Here is a 15,639-nt window from a genome sequence, read left to right on the forward strand (position 1 = left end):
CTCACCGGTGAGCGATGGCACCGCTGCAAACGCCCCCCCCCGAGCCGGATGACTGGCTCGGGGCTTTGCCTGCCAACCTCACTTACCCTGCTCGGGGCTGTTGCTCTAGCGTTTCGCACCCGCAGAGAGAACAGAAGGTGTCTGACAGCCAACGATCGCCGGCACCTCCTGAACCAGCGCTTCGTCTTCGAGCGCCGCCACCATGAAAAGCGCAAAGTCCACGCGGCGGGTGATGTTGCTGGCGAGGATGGGATCGCCGACATGCCGGGACCACACCGGCAGGCCCTGGCTCTCACCCTCCTCGAGATCGCTGCCCCGAACGACGGTCCATCGCCTCCCACTTTCGAACACGCGCCGGCAGGCTTCCACCTGGTCATCGAGGTCCGCGAAGCGAAGGAGCCGTGCGAGGCTGCCGAAAACCTTAACGAAGGTCCTGAGCTTCCATGAATAGATATCCTTGCCGTCTCGTGTGATATGCCAGCCACAGGAGAAGATAAGGCGCGCCTCCGGCGGCGTAACATCGAGCACGGCCTGGGCCGTTCCCGTCGCGTACTGCTGAACGCCCCACGGCACCAACACGGTCAGCACCCCATCGCACCCCGCGACGGCTTTCTCAATCACCTCCCGGTCGTTGGTCGCTCCCGGAACGATCGTGATGCGCCCCTTGAAGGCCTCGAGCTTGCCAACGCTCTGCGGGCGGCACACGCCAACCACTTCGTAACCCCGATCAAGGGAATGCTGCACCATGTACTGCCCTAGCTTCCCGGAAGCCCCTACGATGCACACCTTGTTCATCGTCATCCTCTCGCATTGCCCGGCGGTAGGCTCACGGTGTAGCGGCCGTGCGCACGTATCAGAAAGCGCGGCCCACACCCTGTTCAGGCCGACGGGTCCCCGCCAGCCTGCGCAAGGTCCCTCGTCCCAACATACCGCCCGAAACGGCGACGCCCAGCAAATCGCTTTCATAAAACCGCGTTCATCACCGCGGCAATGGCCAAGTCGTAGAGTGCGCTCCAGTAGCAGGACGTGATCCGCGGCGCGCCGCCCACTGCCCGAGCCACACCGAGCCGAGCACGATCACGGCGCCGCCGGCCTGCAGCGGGCTCAGCTTCTGATCCAGCAGCATCCAGCCGAGCGCCACGGCGGTCAGCGGGCTCATCATGCCGAGCATCGAGACCGCCGCCGGCTCGAGGCGGGCGACACCGCGAAACCACAGGAAATAGGTCAGGGCGGCGCCAATCAGCCCGAGGTAGCCAAGGCCCACAAGATTGCTCGTTGTCAGGGCGGGCAGCGCGGGTTCGCCGAACCAGGCCAGCGGCGCCAGCAGCAGGCCGCCGGCCGTCAGCTGCCAGGCGGTGAAGGTCAGCGGCGATACCGGTGGCTGCCACTTGCGGCTGAGCACGGTACCGGCCGCCATCGAAAGCGCCCCTCCGAGACCGGCCGCCAGGCCGATAGGGTCCAGCTCAGCGGCGGGGGTGAACACCAGCAGGGCGACCCCGCCGGCACCGGCCAGTGCCGCCAGGACTGACAGCGTAATGATCGGCGTGCCCAACAGGCCGCGAGCCAGCAGCACCACCCACAGCGCCTGCAACGCGCCCAGGGTAGCGGCCACGCCGCCCGGTAGCCGATAGGCCGCCACGAACAGCAGGGTCCAGAAGATCGCGAAATTGAAGGCGCCGAGCAACAGCACCCTGCCCCACCAGTCGCGCCCCGGCAGCCGGCGGACCAGCAACAGCAACAGCAGACCGGCAGGCAGGGCGCGGAGCACGGCCAGGGTGATCGGATAGCCCGCGGGCAAGAGCTCGCTGGTGACAATATAGGTGCTGCCCCAGACGGCGGGCGCCATTGCAGTGAGCAGCAGGTCGGTCAAGCGGTTCATGGCGATGCCTCGCATCGGCAGGGGCACTGGGCTCTAGGGGGAAGGTCAGCCCGGCGCAGGAGATCAGGAGGTGAGCTCGTTGGAAACGAGCCGCAGGTTGTCGAGAAGCTGTGCGCGCAGGCTGTCCAGCGGGCCATTGATCAGGCGCTGCCCCGTCTCGCGCACGATCACCGTGGGCACCACGCTGACCCGCAGCCCCCGGGCCAGTCGCTGATCGGCCTGGACGGCCTCGAGGGTCGCCGGGTCTTCCATCCGCCGCATGAAGGCCAAGGCGTTAAAACCGGCCTCGCGGGCGATGGCCCTGAGCACGCTGGAATCCGCGACGTCGCGGGCCTCGCTGAGGTGTGCGGCCTGGATGGCATCGAACATCTGCCAGTGACCTGCCTGGCCGGCCAGGTACTGCGCGGCCTGGCAGGCCAGTGCCCCGGGCAAGCCATGGGGATAGTCGAAGGGGGCCGAGCGCATGCCCTCGATGTTGAAACGCTGAGGTGCCTCACTGGCTTCCCGGCAGGCCGCCCAGTGGTCGAGGATCGTCGACTTGGCCTGAGCCATGGAGCCGAAGACCTCCGCCATGCGCGCCGGGCTGTCCTGCAGGACGAAGGTACGATGCCGGATATCCAGCTCGAACTCCTCGGCCAGCCGATGCAGCCGCGGCGACAGGTTGAAGCACCAGCCGCAGACGACATCGTGGAAGAAGTCGAGGGTGAGTGAGGGGGTGGGCGAGTGTGTCATCAGGCGCTCACCTCCTCGGTTGACTGAGAAGCCAAGGACGAGATGTCGCGGCTGGCGACCAGGCGTGCGGCAATCTCGGCCACGTGGCGCCCCTGGAAGCGGGCACCGGCCAGCTCCGTGGCGCTTGGCTGGCGCGAGCCGTCGCCGCCGGCCACGGTGCCGGCGCCATAGGGTGAGCCGCCGACGATCTCGTCGTGTCGCATCTGACCCGAGAAGGTGTAGGGCAGCCCGGCGATCAGCATGCCGAAATGCAGCAGGGGGACTTGGGTGGAGAGCACCGCCGCCTCATGGCCGCCATGCTGCGAGCCGGTAGAGGTGAAGACGGCGCCCACCTTGCCGACCAGAGCATTGCGAGCCCAGAGCCCGCCGGCCTGATCGATGAACTGCTTCATCTGCGCGGCCATGTTGCCGAAGCGCGTCGGCGTGCCGAGGATGATGGCATCGTAGTCGGGCAGCTCCTCGACCTTGGCCTCCGGGGTATCGTCGGCGACATGACCTGCCGCCTGTCGCACCGCCGCCGGTACTGTCTCGGGTACGCGGCGGATGTCGACCTGGACGCCGGGGACGCTGCGCGCGCCGTCGGCTTCTGCCTCGGCGAGGGAGCGGATATGGCCATAGCTTGAGTAGTAGAGAACGAGGACGCGGGTCATGGTGAGCCTCTCTATTTCGGATGGGTGACGAAACAGAGCATGGGTCAGCATGGCAGGGAGAATAAGAGGGGAAAGGGAACGACATTCTTTACTCATGGTAAAGAATGCCGGGAGTTGAGCGCAGCGGCGTCGGAGGTCAGCTGCTTAGCCGTTCCTTGAGGTGGTCGAGGAAGGCCAGGGTCTTGGCGTCGGTGCCCAGACGCGAGGCGGTGACGGCATAGACCTGTCGGGTCGGGAGTTCGAACGCCGGGAGCACCCGCACCAGCTGGCCGGCCGCCTCGGCCGGATCGGAGATGAAGTCCGGCAAGGCACCGATGCCCTGGCCGGCGATCAGCATATCCCGCAGCATCAGGCTACTGCCGACCTCCAGGCGCGCGGGGCAAGGCACCGAGACCGCGCCGTCGGGCCCTTGCAGCGCCCAGTGGCTGGCATCATCGGCCAGCAGGTAACTTACCGCCTCGTGGTTGTCGAGTTCCTCCGGCCTCTGCGGGTTGCCGTGGGCCGCCAGGTAGGCCGGGCTGGCGAACAGCCGTTGGTGCACCGGTGCGATACGCCGGGCAATCAGGCTCGAGTCCGGCAAGGTGGCGCGCACCCGGATCGACAGATCGAAGCCGCCCTCGACCATGTCGATGACACGGTCCTCTAGGGCCAGTGACACCTCGACCTCCGGGTAGCGTTCCATGAAGCCGGGCAGCAGCGGCGAAAGCACCATCAGGCCGAAGGACTGAGGCGCATTGATACGCAGCCTCCCCCGCACGCGGTCGCTGTACTCGCGTACCCTTTCCTCGACCTGCTCGACCTCCTCGAGCAGGCGACGACTCTCCTCGTAGTAGAGGCGGCCCTGCTCGGTCAGTGCCATCCTGCGCGTGGTACGAGTAAGCAGGGTGCAGCCCAGGTGCCGTTCCAGGCGCTTGGTGTCGCGGCTCAGTAGCCCCGGTGATACGCCGAGATCCTCCGCCGCCCTGGCGAAGCTGCCACGCTCCACGATGCGGCAAAAGGCCCTCATGACCGCCAATCTGTCCAATGTATGACTCCATGCATTCGCGAAGGGAGAGGCGCAACTTGGCACTGCAGGCAAGTGTGGCATGCGGCGCCGACCCGTGAACGCTTCGCCACGGATCGGGCGGCAAGCTGCGCCTTCCGCACCGCATGGAGACACGGCTATTCCCAAGCCACCCTGCCCTGGCGCGAGCTCTCAGTCGGGCCCGTCGCGCCTGCTGGCCGGCTTGGCCTGCACCGGCTTGGCCTCGTCATCGATATCCTCGCCGATAAAGCCGCCGGACTGGCGCCGCCACAGGGCGGCATAGAGGCCGTCCTTGGCCAGCAGTTCCCCGTGGGTGCCGCTCTCGACGATCTGTCCCTCATCGATCACCACCAGACGGTCAAGCATGGCGATGGTCGAAAGCCGATGGGCGATGGCGATCACCGTCTTGCCCTCCATCAGCGTATAGAGCTGCTCCTGAATCGCCGCCTCCACCTCGGAGTCCAGCGCCGAGGTGGCTTCATCCAGCACCAGGATGGGAGCGTTCTTGAGCAGCACCCGGGCGATGGCGATGCGCTGACGCTGGCCACCGGAGAGTTTGACGCCGCGCTCCCCCACCTGGGCATCCAGGCCGCGGCGGCCCTGGAGGTCCACCAGGTCATCGATGAAGGTATCGGCATGGGCGCGACGCACCGCCTCCTGGATCTGCGCTTCGCTGGCCTGGGGGCTGCCGTAGCGGATGTTGTCGCGCACCGAGCGGTGCAGCAGCGAGGTGTCCTGAGTGACCATGCCGATATGCCGGCGCAGCGACTCCTGGGTCACCGCGGTGATCTCCTGGCCGTCGATCAGGATGCGCCCGCCATCCAGGTCAAAGAAACGCAGCAGGAGGTTGGCCAGGGTCGACTTGCCGGCCCCGGAACGACCGATCAGCCCCACCTTCTCACCGGGAGCGATGGTCAGGTCGAGGCCATCGAAGACCCGCCGGCCCTGACCGTCGGGGCGCTCATAGCCGAAGCGCAGCGCCTCGAAGCGTATCTCGCCGCGCGGAACCGTCAGCGTCCCGGCATCGGGCGCATCCTTTACCGCCGGCTCCCGGGCGATGGTATTGAGGCCATCCTGCACGGTGCCGATGTTCTCGAACAGGCTCGCCACCTCCCAGAGAATCCAGTCGGACATGAAGCGGATGCGCATCACCAAGGCGATCGCCACGGCGATGATCCCCAGCGACACCGCTTCCAGGTACCAGGCGCCGATGGCCATGGCGGCCACGCCGGCCAGCAGCAAGGAGTTGAGCACCGTCAGGCTGACGGTCAGGCCGGTGGCCAGACGCATCTGCCGATAGACGGTGCCCATGAACCCCTCCATGGCATCCCGGGCATATTCCTGTTCGCGACGGGTATCGGCGAACAGCTTGATGGTCTGGATATTGCTGTAGCTGTCGACGATACGCCCGGTCATCACCGCCCGGGCGTCGGCCTGGGCCATGGAGACCGCCCGCAGGCGCGGCACGAAGACCCATATGATGGCGATATAGCCGGCGAGCCACACAACCAGCGGCAGCATCAGCCAGGGCTCGGCGCGGCCCATCAGCAGCATGGCGCCGGTGAAGTAGACGAGCACATAGACCATCAGGTCCATCAGCTTCATCACCGTCTCGCGGATCGCCAGGGCCGTCTGCATCACCTTCTGGGAGACCCGCCCGGCGAACTCGTCCTGATAGAAGGCCAGGCTCTGGCCAAGCATATGGCGATGCGCCAGCCAGCGACCGATCATCGGGTAGTTGCCGAAGATGCCTTGCTGGGTCACCAGCGACTGCAGCAGGGTCAAGAGCGGCAGGCCGATCACTACCAGCGTCGCCATCCCCGCCAGGCGCCAGCCATGCTGGGCGAAGAAGCCCTCACGCTCTGCGCCGGATAGCCAGTCCACCAGTTCGCCCATGGTGTGGAAGAAGAACACCTCCGCCGCCGAGACCAGCGCCGTCAGCACCGACATCACGACCAGCAGCGGCAGTACCGGCCGCGAGAAGTGCAGGATGAAGGCGAATAACCCTTTGGGTGGGGTGCCCCGATCGTCCTCCGGGTAGGGATTCACCAGGGTCTCGAAATAGCGAAAGAGGGCGCGATACATGGCAGCAGTCCGGTTGCAGGGAGTGGGCCCGACGTTCTCGAGCCTCGTGGAGGATAGCCAAGCGAGGACCCGGCCGGCACCTGGGGATGCAAGACGACCCTTCGCGGAACTGCCGGGCGATAGGGCGTTCCCGGCCGGCGCCGCCTACTGCAGCTGGAACTCCACCGGCTGCAGCGGCTCGGGCGCCGGATCGCCCAGTGCCTCGGACACGCTGATCTCGTGCACCCGGCAGATGGCGTCCAGCGGCAGGTCGTTGGTCTCGCGGCCGAAGGGGAATTCCAGCTGCTCCGAGAGGCGATCGAGCCCGAAGAAGGTGTAGGCGACGATGGCGGTGAACACCGGGGTGAACCAGCCGGCGCCGGGCACCAGCCCGAACGGCAGCAGGTAGCAGTAGACATAGGCGGTGCGATGCGCCAGCAGCGTGTAGGCGAAGGGCAGCGGGGTCTGGGCGATGCGCTCCGAGGCGGCCTGGATGCCGGCCATGCCGTGCAGGTGCCGGTCGAGCGCCGCCGCCCCCACCGAGTCGAGCTCCCCTGCCCTCCGTGACTCGGCGATCACGTCGCCGGCCTGCTGGAGCATGAAGGCCGCCGGGTTGCGGGTGGCGAGCGCCTGATCGACCAGGGCCGCGGGAAGCGAAGCCGGCAGGTCCGCGCGTACATCCTCCTCGCGAAGCTGACCGCGCAGCAGGTGGGCATGGGCCAGCGCGCGCATCATCAGCTCACGGCGCCGCTCCGGGCTCAGGTAGATGCCGCCGGTCCGCGCCAGGCCGCGCATCTCATAGACCATGTGCCCCCACTCGCGGCGCGCCTCCCACCAGCGGTTGTAGGTCGCCGTGTTGCGCACGCTCAAGAGGATCGACAGCGCGATGCCCATGAGGGTGAACGGCAGCAGCGTGTATTCGACGATGCCATCCAGGTAGTGATGGCGAGAGACCCAGGTGACGACCGTGGCGAAGAGCCCAGCCAGCAGGATATGAGGGAAGATATGGGGCAACACCGAGCCCTTCCAGGCCAGCATCAGCCTGAGCGCACCGGGGCGATCACGAACGATCACGACACAACGACTCCGAACGGCGAAAGCGGCGATGTTGTCACAGCGCCCCGACCGAGGAAAGCCGGGCCCGCGCTCGCGCGCTGAGGCGGTATCGCTGCTAGCGGCAATACTCGTAGAGATTGTTGCGTGCCCCGTAGAGATCCACGGCCCCCTTCGCGCGGAAGCCCAGCGTGGTCAACAGACGGTTGGAGCGGGCATTGTCCGGCAGCGTCACCGCCAGCACCGAGTACAGAGCATGCGCCGTCATGCCCTGCTCGAGCACGGCGGCCGCGGCCTCGAAGGCGTAGCCGCGACCGCAGAAGGCGGGCAGGAACGCATAGCCCAGGTCGGGGCGATCGAGCTCGTCCCGTTTCACCAGGCCGCACATGCCGATCGGCGTGCCCTCCCCTTTCAATTGCACCAGGTTCAGGCCGAAGCCATGCGCCCGATAGCTCGCCATCGGGCCGTTTTCCAGATAATGAACGGCATGCTCCCGGGTGCGAACCTGCTTGTCGGCGATGTGGCGTATGAACGACGGGTCGTTCAAGAGCCGCACGATGAAGTCGGCGTCCCCGGCCTCGAAATGCCGAAGGGTCAGTCGTTCGGTGTCGATGACTTTCCCCATGCCAGTCCTTGGTTGAACGCGAAAAAAGCCCCCGAACCGTGGGATCGGCGCGGGGGCTTTTCATTGTGCGCGCGTGAGTTGATGAGCGCTAGGGCGCGACCCAGCGGCCCTCCCGATGCGCGAGGATCTCGCCGGTCTCGTCATCCAGCGCGAAGAGGTGCAGCCAGCCGTTGCCCACCAGGGACTGCAGGCTCTCGTGGCGGGCGATGATCGCGTCGATCGCCGCCGTGGGCGCCGCCAGGTAGGCGCTCAGGCGCATCGGCTCGTGGCGCCAGCGCTCGCCGTCGTGCAGCGACTGCATCGGCAGGCCGATGCGCAGGTCGCCGCCGTTGCCCTCAAACACGCCGATATGCCCGCCGACCACGTTGTGCAGCACCTTGTTGCCGCTGCCGAACTTGCGGTTGTCGGTGACGGAGGCGTTGTACTGCATGTTGATCCAGTGGGCGACGACCAGGGGCGCGGTCATGATCAGCTCGAGGCGCGCGGCGTCGGCGTCGGTGCGCCAGTCGTAGTCGTGCAGGAAGCTGCGCCCGGCGAGATCGAGAGGCGCAGTGAGGCGCCGCGGCGCGGCGATGAAGCTGGCGTTGTTGGCCAGGCCCCACTCCGGGCGGGTCTGCGACCAGTCGGCGCCGCGACGCTCGAGGTGCTTCTCGAGCTCCGGCTCGTTGGCCGCGAAGCCGAGCCGCGGGGCGCGCTCGCGCCGGGCCTGGTCGCCGGCCCCGTCGAGCCAGGCGCGCTCTTCCTCGCTCAAGGCGAAGGCATCCTCCACGCCCTCGGGCAGCTCGATGCGGTCGGTGATGGTGTGATGCAGTGCGGGCACGAAGCGGGTCTGCTCGGGAATGACGAGGCCGGCCTCGGCCAGCGCCCCGCGCACCGCGGGATCGTTGAGCAGCCGCGCCAGGGCGCGCACCGAGACCTCGCCCGACTGCCCGCCGCAGGCGCCGCACTCGAGCCCCGCGGCATGCGGGTTGTTGCTGCTGTGGCTGCCGTGGCCCACCAGCAGCACCCGGGGCGCGAGCCCCTCGGTGAGGCCCATGGCGCCGAGCACGGTGCGTGCGAGCGAGGCCTTGTCGGCCAGGCTCAGCGCCTCGCCGCTGTCGCGCCAGTGCCAGCTCAGCGCATCCATGGCGAGCGGCTCGCGCCTGGCCTTGGCATCGAGCGAGCGGCGCAGCAGCTTGCCGGCATAGAGCAGGCCGCCCGCTTCCACGGCGGTGAAGCTGGCACTCGCCGTGCGGCTCCACTCCTGCAGGCGCGCCTGCCAGTTCAGCCGCTTCGCCGAGCGCGCCTCGTCCTCGCCCGCCCCGCTTTTGAGCGTCACCTTGGGCGCCAGCAGGCCCGGCAGGTGGGGCTGGGCCAGCGCGGTGCCGCCCTGCCGGTGTTCCAGGGGCAGGCCGAAGAAGCCGGCGAAGCCCAGGGTCTGGATGGCCGGGCTCTGGCGCTCCAGGGCCCGGCGCAGCGGCTCGGAGCGCACGTCGATGCAGAACACCGCCTGCAGCTCAACCGCGTCGGTTGCCGGGGCCGATGTGCGGGCCGACTCGCCCAGGGCCTGGTGCAGCGGCGCCTGGTAGGCCAGCTCGCTGGCGAGCTGCCACACCCAGAGGGGCTGCTGGGCGCGCTGGTGACGCTCGACCCGCTCCGGCAGCTCCACGAGCTCGGCGTGCCACAGCCGCGTCAGGCGCTCGGCCTGGTCGGGCTGCTCCGCGCGAACGTAGCGCCACAGCACCAGCTCCCAGGCCAGGCGGATCGCCAGCAGGCTGCGCATGTCCGAGGCCGGCGGCTCGCGCTCACCCTCGCCGTCGGGCGCGGCCAGCGCCCGCTGCCACTCCTGGTAAGCGACCCAGGCGGCCCAGCCGTTGATGTCGAGCAGCAGCGCCTGGGCATAGTGCTCGAGCCGGCCGGCCTCCACGTCAAGCTCGGCGATGGCGGCCTGGAAGAGGCCGGCCTCGGTGTCCGGCAGGGTCTGGAAGTAGCCCCGCAGCCGCGGCTCGCCCATCAGGATGGCGATGCCGCGATCCTTGAGGGTGATGTCCCGCCAGTGCTGGTAGAGCCGCTTGCCGCAGGGGGCGTTCAGGCGCTCGGCGTTGAGCGGCCCGTCCTCCTGGAAGTTGGCGGCGCAGAACTGGCTGATCTGCTGGGTGATCTCGTCCCGCCAGGCCATCTTGTGCTGGCGGTCGCGACGGGCATCGATCAGGTCGCTGATGTTGTGCCAGTGGGGCAGCCGGCTGAGCTCGTCGACGACGACCAGCAGGTTCTTGTAGCCGCCCGGGTAGTCGAGCCGCTCGGCCGCCTCGGCGAGATGCTCATCGGTGATCTCGCCGCGCTGCCAGGCGCCCAGGTAGTGGCTCGGCGGCATCAGGCAGTGGACGTTGCCCAGCGCCGAGAGCCGCGCCGAGACCGTGGCGGCGTCCTCCCCGCGCTGGGTCCAGTAGGGGCTCACCGCGATCAGCCGATCCAGCGGCCAGCTCGGGGCGATGCGCGCGCAGGCCCTATCCAGCGCCGCTTCCTGGGCATCGGTCAGCGGCGCAACATCACTGGCGTCGGCCATCCAGGCGACCTGGGAACTGTTGAGACTCGTCATAGCGAACTCCCGCGAAAGGCTGTGTGCAGCTGCTTGGCCTTGATACGGCCGGGCAGCTCGTGGGGCCAGAGCTTCAGGGTGGTACGGGTGACCCACTCATCCAGGTAGAAACCGGCGTAGCAGTAGCGATTGAGCGTCTTCGAGCCGCGGTGGTGCAGGCCATGGCGCTTCAGCCAGTAGCCCGCGAAGAGCAGCAGGAACAGCGCGCTGACCCACAGGTCCGCCCAGGGCGAGACCGTGTGCCCGGACGCCGGCAGGAAGGTGGCAAACAGGGTCTTGAGGCCGACATAGGCGAGCATCACCAGCGCGGCCAGGCCGGCAAAGGCGCCGAGGCTGCCCGCGGTGCGCTCGCTGCCACGCTCGGCCAGCAGCACGGTGAGCGCCAGCGTCAACAGCACCCAGGGGCTGTTCGCCGCGAAGGCCGGGGCGTCGGTGAGGCCGCGTGCGAGCGCCACCGTCCCCGCCACCAGCACGGCGCTGATAAGGCCTGCCGAGAACCACTGGCCCGGCGAGGGGCTGCGGCCGGGAGCCCGACGGCGCAGCAGGTCCTGCTCGACCGCCTCGCCCGAGCTCAGGAAGGCGTAGGCCTTGTAGCAGGAGTGGGCGATCAGGTGCAGCAGCGCCAGCTCCACCAGCCCCAGGGCGATCTCGACGAGCATCAGGCCCATCTGCGCGCTGGTCGACCAGGCCAGGCGCACCTTGATGCTGACGCGGGTCATCATGACCAGCGCCGCCAGCACGCTGCCGATGCCGGCGACGACGAGGACCAGCGCCTGGGCGGGGGCCGACTGCAGCAGCAGCGGCGAGAACAGCAGCAGCAGGTAGCCGCCGAGGTTGATCACCCCGCCGTGCAGCGCCGCCGACACCGGCGTGGGCGCCTCGACCACCTGGATCAGCCAGCCGTGCAGGGGCAGCTGGGCGCACTTGATCAGCGCCGCCAGGGCGAGCAGGCAGGCCGCCGCCTGTTCGGCGAGGCTAAGGGCGCCGTCATCCGCGCCCTGAGCCTCGCCATAGGCACCGACGATGACGCTGATCCGCGCGGTGTCGTGGTGCAGATAGAGCAGCACGAAGGCCGTCAGGGCACACAGTTCGGCGGCGCGGGCGAAGAGGAACTTCTTGTGGGCCGCCAGGGCCGCCCGGGGCCGGTCGGGGTAGAACATCAGCAGCTGATGCATCGCCAGGCTGATGGCGAACCAGGCGAGCAGGAAGAGCGCCAGGTGATCGCTCAGCACCGCCACGCTGACCGCCGCGAACACGGCCTGGATGAGCGCGACGAAGCGCCGCTGGCGGGGCTCGCCCTGGAGATAGGTGGCGCTGAAGCGCACCACCACGAAGGCGATGAAGTTGGCGAGCAGCAGCATGATCAGCTGCAGCGGCGCGGTCTGCCAGCCGCCGTTCACGGTCGGCAGCAGCTGCGCCGCGGAGAGCCCCAGCAGCAGCGCGGAGACGAGGAGGCCGCAAAGCGTGGTGGCCTGGGCCGTTCGCCAGGCACGCTCGCGCGGCTGGCGGGTGCTCAGGGCGGCGCCCAGCGCCAGCGCGATGGGCACCAGGGCCAGCAGCCAGGGGGACAACAGCTCGATCCACTGCATGAGATGACTCCGCTCGTTCAGGTGCGAGCAGTATCGAGCGCCCTATGTTTTAATTAAAATATATATAAATTGAGCAATTGTTCTACAAAAGAGAACGATATGAGCCGCCTGAACTATCACCACCTCTACTACTTCTGGCGCGTGGCCGCCGAGGGCAAGCTGACGAGTGTCGCCCAGTCGCTGCACCTCTCCCAGAGTGCGCTCTCGGCGCAGATCCGCAAGCTGGAGGAGCGGATGGGCAAGCCGCTGTTCGAGCGGCGCAATCGCGCCCTGGTGCTGACCGAGGCGGGCCGGCAGGTGTTCAACTACGCCGAGGTGATCTTCACCAAGGGGGAGGAGCTGGAGTCGCTGATCAATCGCGGCATCGAGCCCGAGTACCAGCACATCCGCATCGGCACCCTCTCCAGCATGTCGCGCAACTTCATCGAGGGCTTCATCGCCCCGCTGCTGCAGGGCGAAGGGCCGAGGGTGCGCTTCAGCCTCTATGCCCGGGGCATGGCCGACCTGCTCGACGGCCTGGCCCGCCACGAGTTCGACCTGGTGCTGGCCAACACCCAGCTGCCGCCCTCGGGCTCGCCCCAGGCCGCCTGGCAGAGCCAACTGCTGGCCCGCCAGCCGCTCTCCATCATCGGCCCGCCCGACGCCAACCCCTATACGCCCTTCCCCGAGGGCTACGAGGGCCTGCGCTGGGTGCTGCCCGGCGAGCACCACGAGCTGCGCCGCGCCTTCGACGGCCACTGCAGCCTGCACCAGTATCGGCCCGAGATCCTCGCCGAGGCCGACGACATGGCCATGCTGCGCCTGCTGGCCCGCGACAGCGGGGCGCTGAGCGTGCTGCCGGAGGTGGTGGTGAAGGACGAGCTGCGCCAGGGCCGGCTCACCTCCTTCGAACGGCTGCCCAACGTCTTCGAGAACTTCTACGCCATCACCCTGCCCCGGGAGTTCATGCCCGGCGTGGTCTCAGAGCTTTTGGCCCGCCCGCTGAGGGAGCTGACCTGACCACGCGCCCCTGCCCCGGCTGCAACGCAAAGCCCCCGAGCCGAATGACCGGCTCGGGGGCTTTCTGATCGCGGTGCGCGAAGCGCGAACGGCTTAGCGCAGACCCGCCCTGGCCGCACGATGCGCGTGCAGCTTCTTATAGCTCTCGATCAGCCGCTGGTGCTTCTCGAGGCCCTCGAGCGCCATGCCGACCGGCTCCAGGCCGTGGAAGCGCACGCTGCCGTCCACCGAACCGACCACGGCGGCCAGGGTCGCCTCGCCGAACATGCGCGTGAAGTTGTGGCGGTAGTCGTCGAGCTCTAGCTCGTCGTCGAGGGTGATCTCCAGCACCGCGTGCATGGCCTGGTAGAAGAGCCCGCGCTCGACGGTGTTGTCGTTGAACTGCTGGAACATCTCGACCCGCTCCAACGCCTCCTCGTGCTGGCCGAGCGCCAGGTTGATCAGCAGCTTGAGCTCGAGGATGGTCAGCTGGCCCCAGACGGTGTTCTCGTCGAACTCGATGCCGATCAGGGTGACGATGTCTTCGTGGTCATCGATCTGGCTCTCCTCCAGGCGCTCCAGCAGCGCGGCGAGCCGCGCATCGTCGAGGGTATGGAGATTGAGGATGTCCTCGCGGAACAGCAGCGCCTTGTTGGTGTTGTCCCACACCAGATCCTCCACCGGATAGACCTCGGAGTAGCCCGGCACCAGGATGCGGCACACCGGCGCGCCTAGGTCCTCGTGCACGGCCTGGTAGGCCTCCAGGTCCAGCTCCTCGAGGATGCCGAACAGGCCGGCGGCCTCCTCGGCGTTGCTGCCGGAGAAGTCCCACTCGACGAACTCGACGTCGGCCTTCGCACTGAAGAAGCGCCAGGAGACCACGCCGGAGGAGTCGATGAAGTGCTCGACGAAGTTGTTGGGCTCGGCCACCGCCAGGGAGTTGAAGGTCGGCGGCAGGAAGTCGTTCAGACCCTCGAAGCTGCGCCCCTGCAGGAGCTCTGTGAGGCTGCGTTCCAGCGCCACGTGGAAGCTCGGGTGGGCGCCGAAGGAGGCGAAGACGCCGCCGGTCTTGGGGTTCATCAGCGCCACGCACATCACCGGGAACTGGCCGCCCAGGGAGGCGTCCTTGACCAGCACCGGGAAGCCCTGGGCCTCCAGTGCCTCGACGCCCTCGAGGATGTCGGGGTAGCGCTCGAGCACCGCCATGGGCACGTCCGGCAGGGTGATCTCCTCCTCGATGATCTGCTTCTTCACCGCGCGCTCGAAGATCTCGGAGAGGCACTGCACCTGGGCCTCGGGGAGCGTATTGCCGGCGCTCATGCCGTTGCTGAGATAGAGGTTCTCGATCAGGTTCGAGGGGAAGTAGATCGTCTCGCCGTCGGACTGGCGCACGAAGGGCAGCGAGACGATGCCGCGATCGGCCCGGCCAGAGTTGGTGTCGATCAGGTTCGAGCCGCGAAGCTCGCCCTCCGGGTCGTAGATGTCCCGGGTGTACTCGTCGAGAATGCCGGCCGGCAGCGCGTCGTCGGGCCCCGGCTGGAACCACTCTTCATTGGGGTAATGAACGAACTGGCTGCCCGCGATCTCCTCGCCGAAGAACTGGTCGTTGTAGAAGAAGTTGCAGCTCAGCCGCTCGATGAACTCACCCAGCGCCGAGCAGAGCGCGCTCTCCTTGGTGGCGCCCTTGCCGTTGGTGAAGCACATCGGCGAGGCGGCGTCGCGGATGTGCAGCGACCAGACGTGGGGCACGATGTTGCGCCAGGAGGCGATCTCGATCTTCATGCCGAGATCGGCGAGCAGCCCCGAGAGGTTGGCGATGGTTTGCTCCAGTGGCAGGTCCTTGCCCTCGATCCAGGTGCCCTCGCCGTTCGCCTCGCCGGTGGCCTTGCCCATCAGCAGCGCCTGGGCGTCCTCGTCGATGTTCTCGACCACCTCGATCTGGAACTCGGGCCCGGTCTGCACGACCTTCTTGACCGTGCAGCGGTCGATGGAGCGCAGGATGCCCTGGCGATCCTTGTCGGAGATGTCCTCGGGCAGCTCCACCTGGATCTTGAAGATCTGCTGGTAGCGGTTCTCCGGGTCGACGATGTTGTTCTGCGACAGCCGGATGTTCTCGGTGGGGATGTCCCGGGCGTTGCAGTAGACCTTGACGAAGTAGGCCGCGCACATCGCTGAGGAGGCCAGGAAATAGTCGAAGGGCCCCGGTGCCGAGCCGTCACCCTTGTAGCGGATGGGCTGGTCGGAGATGACCGTGAAGTCGTCGAACTTGGCCTCCAGGCGGAGGTTGTCGAGATAGTTGACCTTGATTTCCATGGACAAAGCACCGGGTGTTGATTCAGGGGGCGTAAGCGCAACCCGCCATTATCCAGCTTTTACCGGGCGTCGTCTTGGGCGCGTGGTCAAAAATTCGCCGGCCTCGGCGCGACGGGGCTAGCCCGGCGCCTCGCCGCCTCTCGAGCGCCCGAGG

General features: G+C 67.7%; 12 protein-coding genes. 1 reads left to right on the forward strand and 11 read right to left on the reverse strand.

Annotation, left to right across the window (positions count from 1 at the left end):
* Window positions 1-105: 105 nt before the first annotated feature.
* The 10 genes from ACGTNG_RS15665 to ACGTNG_RS15710 all read right to left on the reverse strand — a co-directional run bounded on the left by ACGTNG_RS15665 (window position 106) and on the right by ACGTNG_RS15710 (window position 12,194).
* Complete coding sequence (locus ACGTNG_RS15665; RefSeq protein ID WP_394797450.1) at window positions 106-801, reverse strand: NAD(P)-dependent oxidoreductase; 696 nt, start codon at window positions 799-801, stop codon at window positions 106-108.
* Window positions 802-979: 178 nt separating this feature from the next.
* Window positions 980-1,879 (reverse strand): EamA family transporter, encoded by a 900-nt coding sequence (locus tag ACGTNG_RS15670; protein WP_394797451.1) that lies wholly within the window; start codon window positions 1,877-1,879, stop codon window positions 980-982.
* A 63-nt stretch (window positions 1,880-1,942) separates the two neighbouring features.
* Window positions 1,943-2,611, reverse strand: a complete 669-nt coding sequence (locus ACGTNG_RS15675) for a DsbA family oxidoreductase (RefSeq protein ID WP_394797452.1) — start codon at window positions 2,609-2,611, stop codon at window positions 1,943-1,945.
* Window positions 2,611-3,261 (reverse strand): NAD(P)H:quinone oxidoreductase, encoded by a 651-nt coding sequence (gene wrbA, locus ACGTNG_RS15680; RefSeq protein WP_394797453.1) that lies wholly within the window; start codon window positions 3,259-3,261, stop codon window positions 2,611-2,613. Before wrbA ends, ACGTNG_RS15675 begins: the two co-directional genes overlap by 1 nt.
* Before the next feature lie 136 nt (window positions 3,262-3,397).
* A complete protein-coding gene (locus ACGTNG_RS15685) occupies window positions 3,398-4,267 on the reverse strand; it encodes a LysR family transcriptional regulator (RefSeq protein WP_394797454.1) in 870 nt (289 codons plus the stop codon).
* A 189-nt stretch (window positions 4,268-4,456) separates the two neighbouring features.
* The gene (locus ACGTNG_RS15690) at window positions 4,457-6,370 is read right to left on the reverse strand and encodes an ABC transporter ATP-binding protein (RefSeq protein ID WP_394797455.1); all 1,914 of its coding nucleotides are present in this window, start codon (window positions 6,368-6,370) and stop codon (window positions 4,457-4,459) included.
* A 144-nt stretch (window positions 6,371-6,514) separates the two neighbouring features.
* Window positions 6,515-7,423: a bestrophin family protein gene (locus tag ACGTNG_RS15695; RefSeq protein WP_394797456.1), complete on the reverse strand. Its 909-nt coding sequence runs from the start codon at window positions 7,421-7,423 to the stop codon at window positions 6,515-6,517.
* A 97-nt stretch (window positions 7,424-7,520) separates the two neighbouring features.
* Entirely contained in the window at window positions 7,521-8,027 is a 507-nt protein-coding gene (locus tag ACGTNG_RS15700; protein WP_394797457.1) for a GNAT family N-acetyltransferase, read from the reverse strand.
* An 88-nt stretch (window positions 8,028-8,115) separates the two neighbouring features.
* Window positions 8,116-10,605, reverse strand: a complete 2,490-nt coding sequence (locus tag ACGTNG_RS15705; RefSeq protein WP_394797458.1) for a YbcC family protein — start codon at window positions 10,603-10,605, stop codon at window positions 8,116-8,118.
* Window positions 10,602-12,194 carry an NADH-quinone oxidoreductase subunit L gene (locus ACGTNG_RS15710; RefSeq protein ID WP_394797459.1) on the reverse strand — a complete coding sequence of 531 codons (1,593 nt, stop codon included), beginning with the start codon at window positions 12,192-12,194 and terminating at the stop codon, window positions 10,602-10,604. Before ACGTNG_RS15710 ends, ACGTNG_RS15705 begins: the two co-directional genes overlap by 4 nt.
* A gap of 99 nt (window positions 12,195-12,293) precedes the next feature.
* Between ACGTNG_RS15710 and ACGTNG_RS15715 the strand changes: the two genes are divergently transcribed.
* Window positions 12,294-13,193: a LysR family transcriptional regulator gene (locus ACGTNG_RS15715; RefSeq protein WP_394797460.1), complete on the forward strand. Its 900-nt coding sequence runs from the start codon at window positions 12,294-12,296 to the stop codon at window positions 13,191-13,193.
* Between the two features lie 93 nt (window positions 13,194-13,286).
* On the opposite strand, the gene ACGTNG_RS15720 is transcribed toward ACGTNG_RS15715, so the two are convergent.
* Complete coding sequence (locus ACGTNG_RS15720; RefSeq protein ID WP_394797461.1) at window positions 13,287-15,485, reverse strand: OsmC domain/YcaO domain-containing protein; 2,199 nt, start codon at window positions 15,483-15,485, stop codon at window positions 13,287-13,289.
* Window positions 15,486-15,639 lie beyond the last annotated feature (154 nt).

The organism is Halomonas sp. B23F22_3, assembly GCF_043496965.1.
Lineage (GTDB): Bacteria > Pseudomonadota > Gammaproteobacteria > Pseudomonadales > Halomonadaceae > Halomonas.

Excerpts from the sequence above, each read along its gene's own strand:
- ACGTNG_RS15715 (WP_394797460.1), top strand. The coding sequence starts at position 12,294 with ATGAGCCGCCTGAACTATCACCACCTCTACTACTTCTGGCGCGTGGCC.
- ACGTNG_RS15700 (WP_394797457.1), bottom strand. The coding sequence starts at position 8,027 with ATGGGGAAAGTCATCGACACCGAACGACTGACCCTTCGGCATTTCGAG.
- ACGTNG_RS15705 (WP_394797458.1), bottom strand. The coding sequence starts at position 10,605 with ATGACGAGTCTCAACAGTTCCCAGGTCGCCTGGATGGCCGACGCCAGT.
- ACGTNG_RS15670 (WP_394797451.1), bottom strand. The coding sequence starts at position 1,879 with ATGAACCGCTTGACCGACCTGCTGCTCACTGCAATGGCGCCCGCCGTC.
- wrbA (WP_394797453.1), bottom strand. The coding sequence starts at position 3,261 with ATGACCCGCGTCCTCGTTCTCTACTACTCAAGCTATGGCCATATCCGC.
- ACGTNG_RS15720 (WP_394797461.1), bottom strand. The coding sequence starts at position 15,485 with ATGGAAATCAAGGTCAACTATCTCGACAACCTCCGCCTGGAGGCCAAG.
- ACGTNG_RS15710 (WP_394797459.1), bottom strand. The coding sequence starts at position 12,194 with ATGCAGTGGATCGAGCTGTTGTCCCCCTGGCTGCTGGCCCTGGTGCCC.
- ACGTNG_RS15685 (WP_394797454.1), bottom strand. The coding sequence starts at position 4,267 with ATGAGGGCCTTTTGCCGCATCGTGGAGCGTGGCAGCTTCGCCAGGGCG.
- ACGTNG_RS15690 (WP_394797455.1), bottom strand. The coding sequence starts at position 6,370 with ATGTATCGCGCCCTCTTTCGCTATTTCGAGACCCTGGTGAATCCCTAC.
- ACGTNG_RS15665 (WP_394797450.1), bottom strand. The coding sequence starts at position 801 with ATGACGATGAACAAGGTGTGCATCGTAGGGGCTTCCGGGAAGCTAGGG.
- ACGTNG_RS15675 (WP_394797452.1), bottom strand. The coding sequence starts at position 2,611 with ATGACACACTCGCCCACCCCCTCACTCACCCTCGACTTCTTCCACGAT.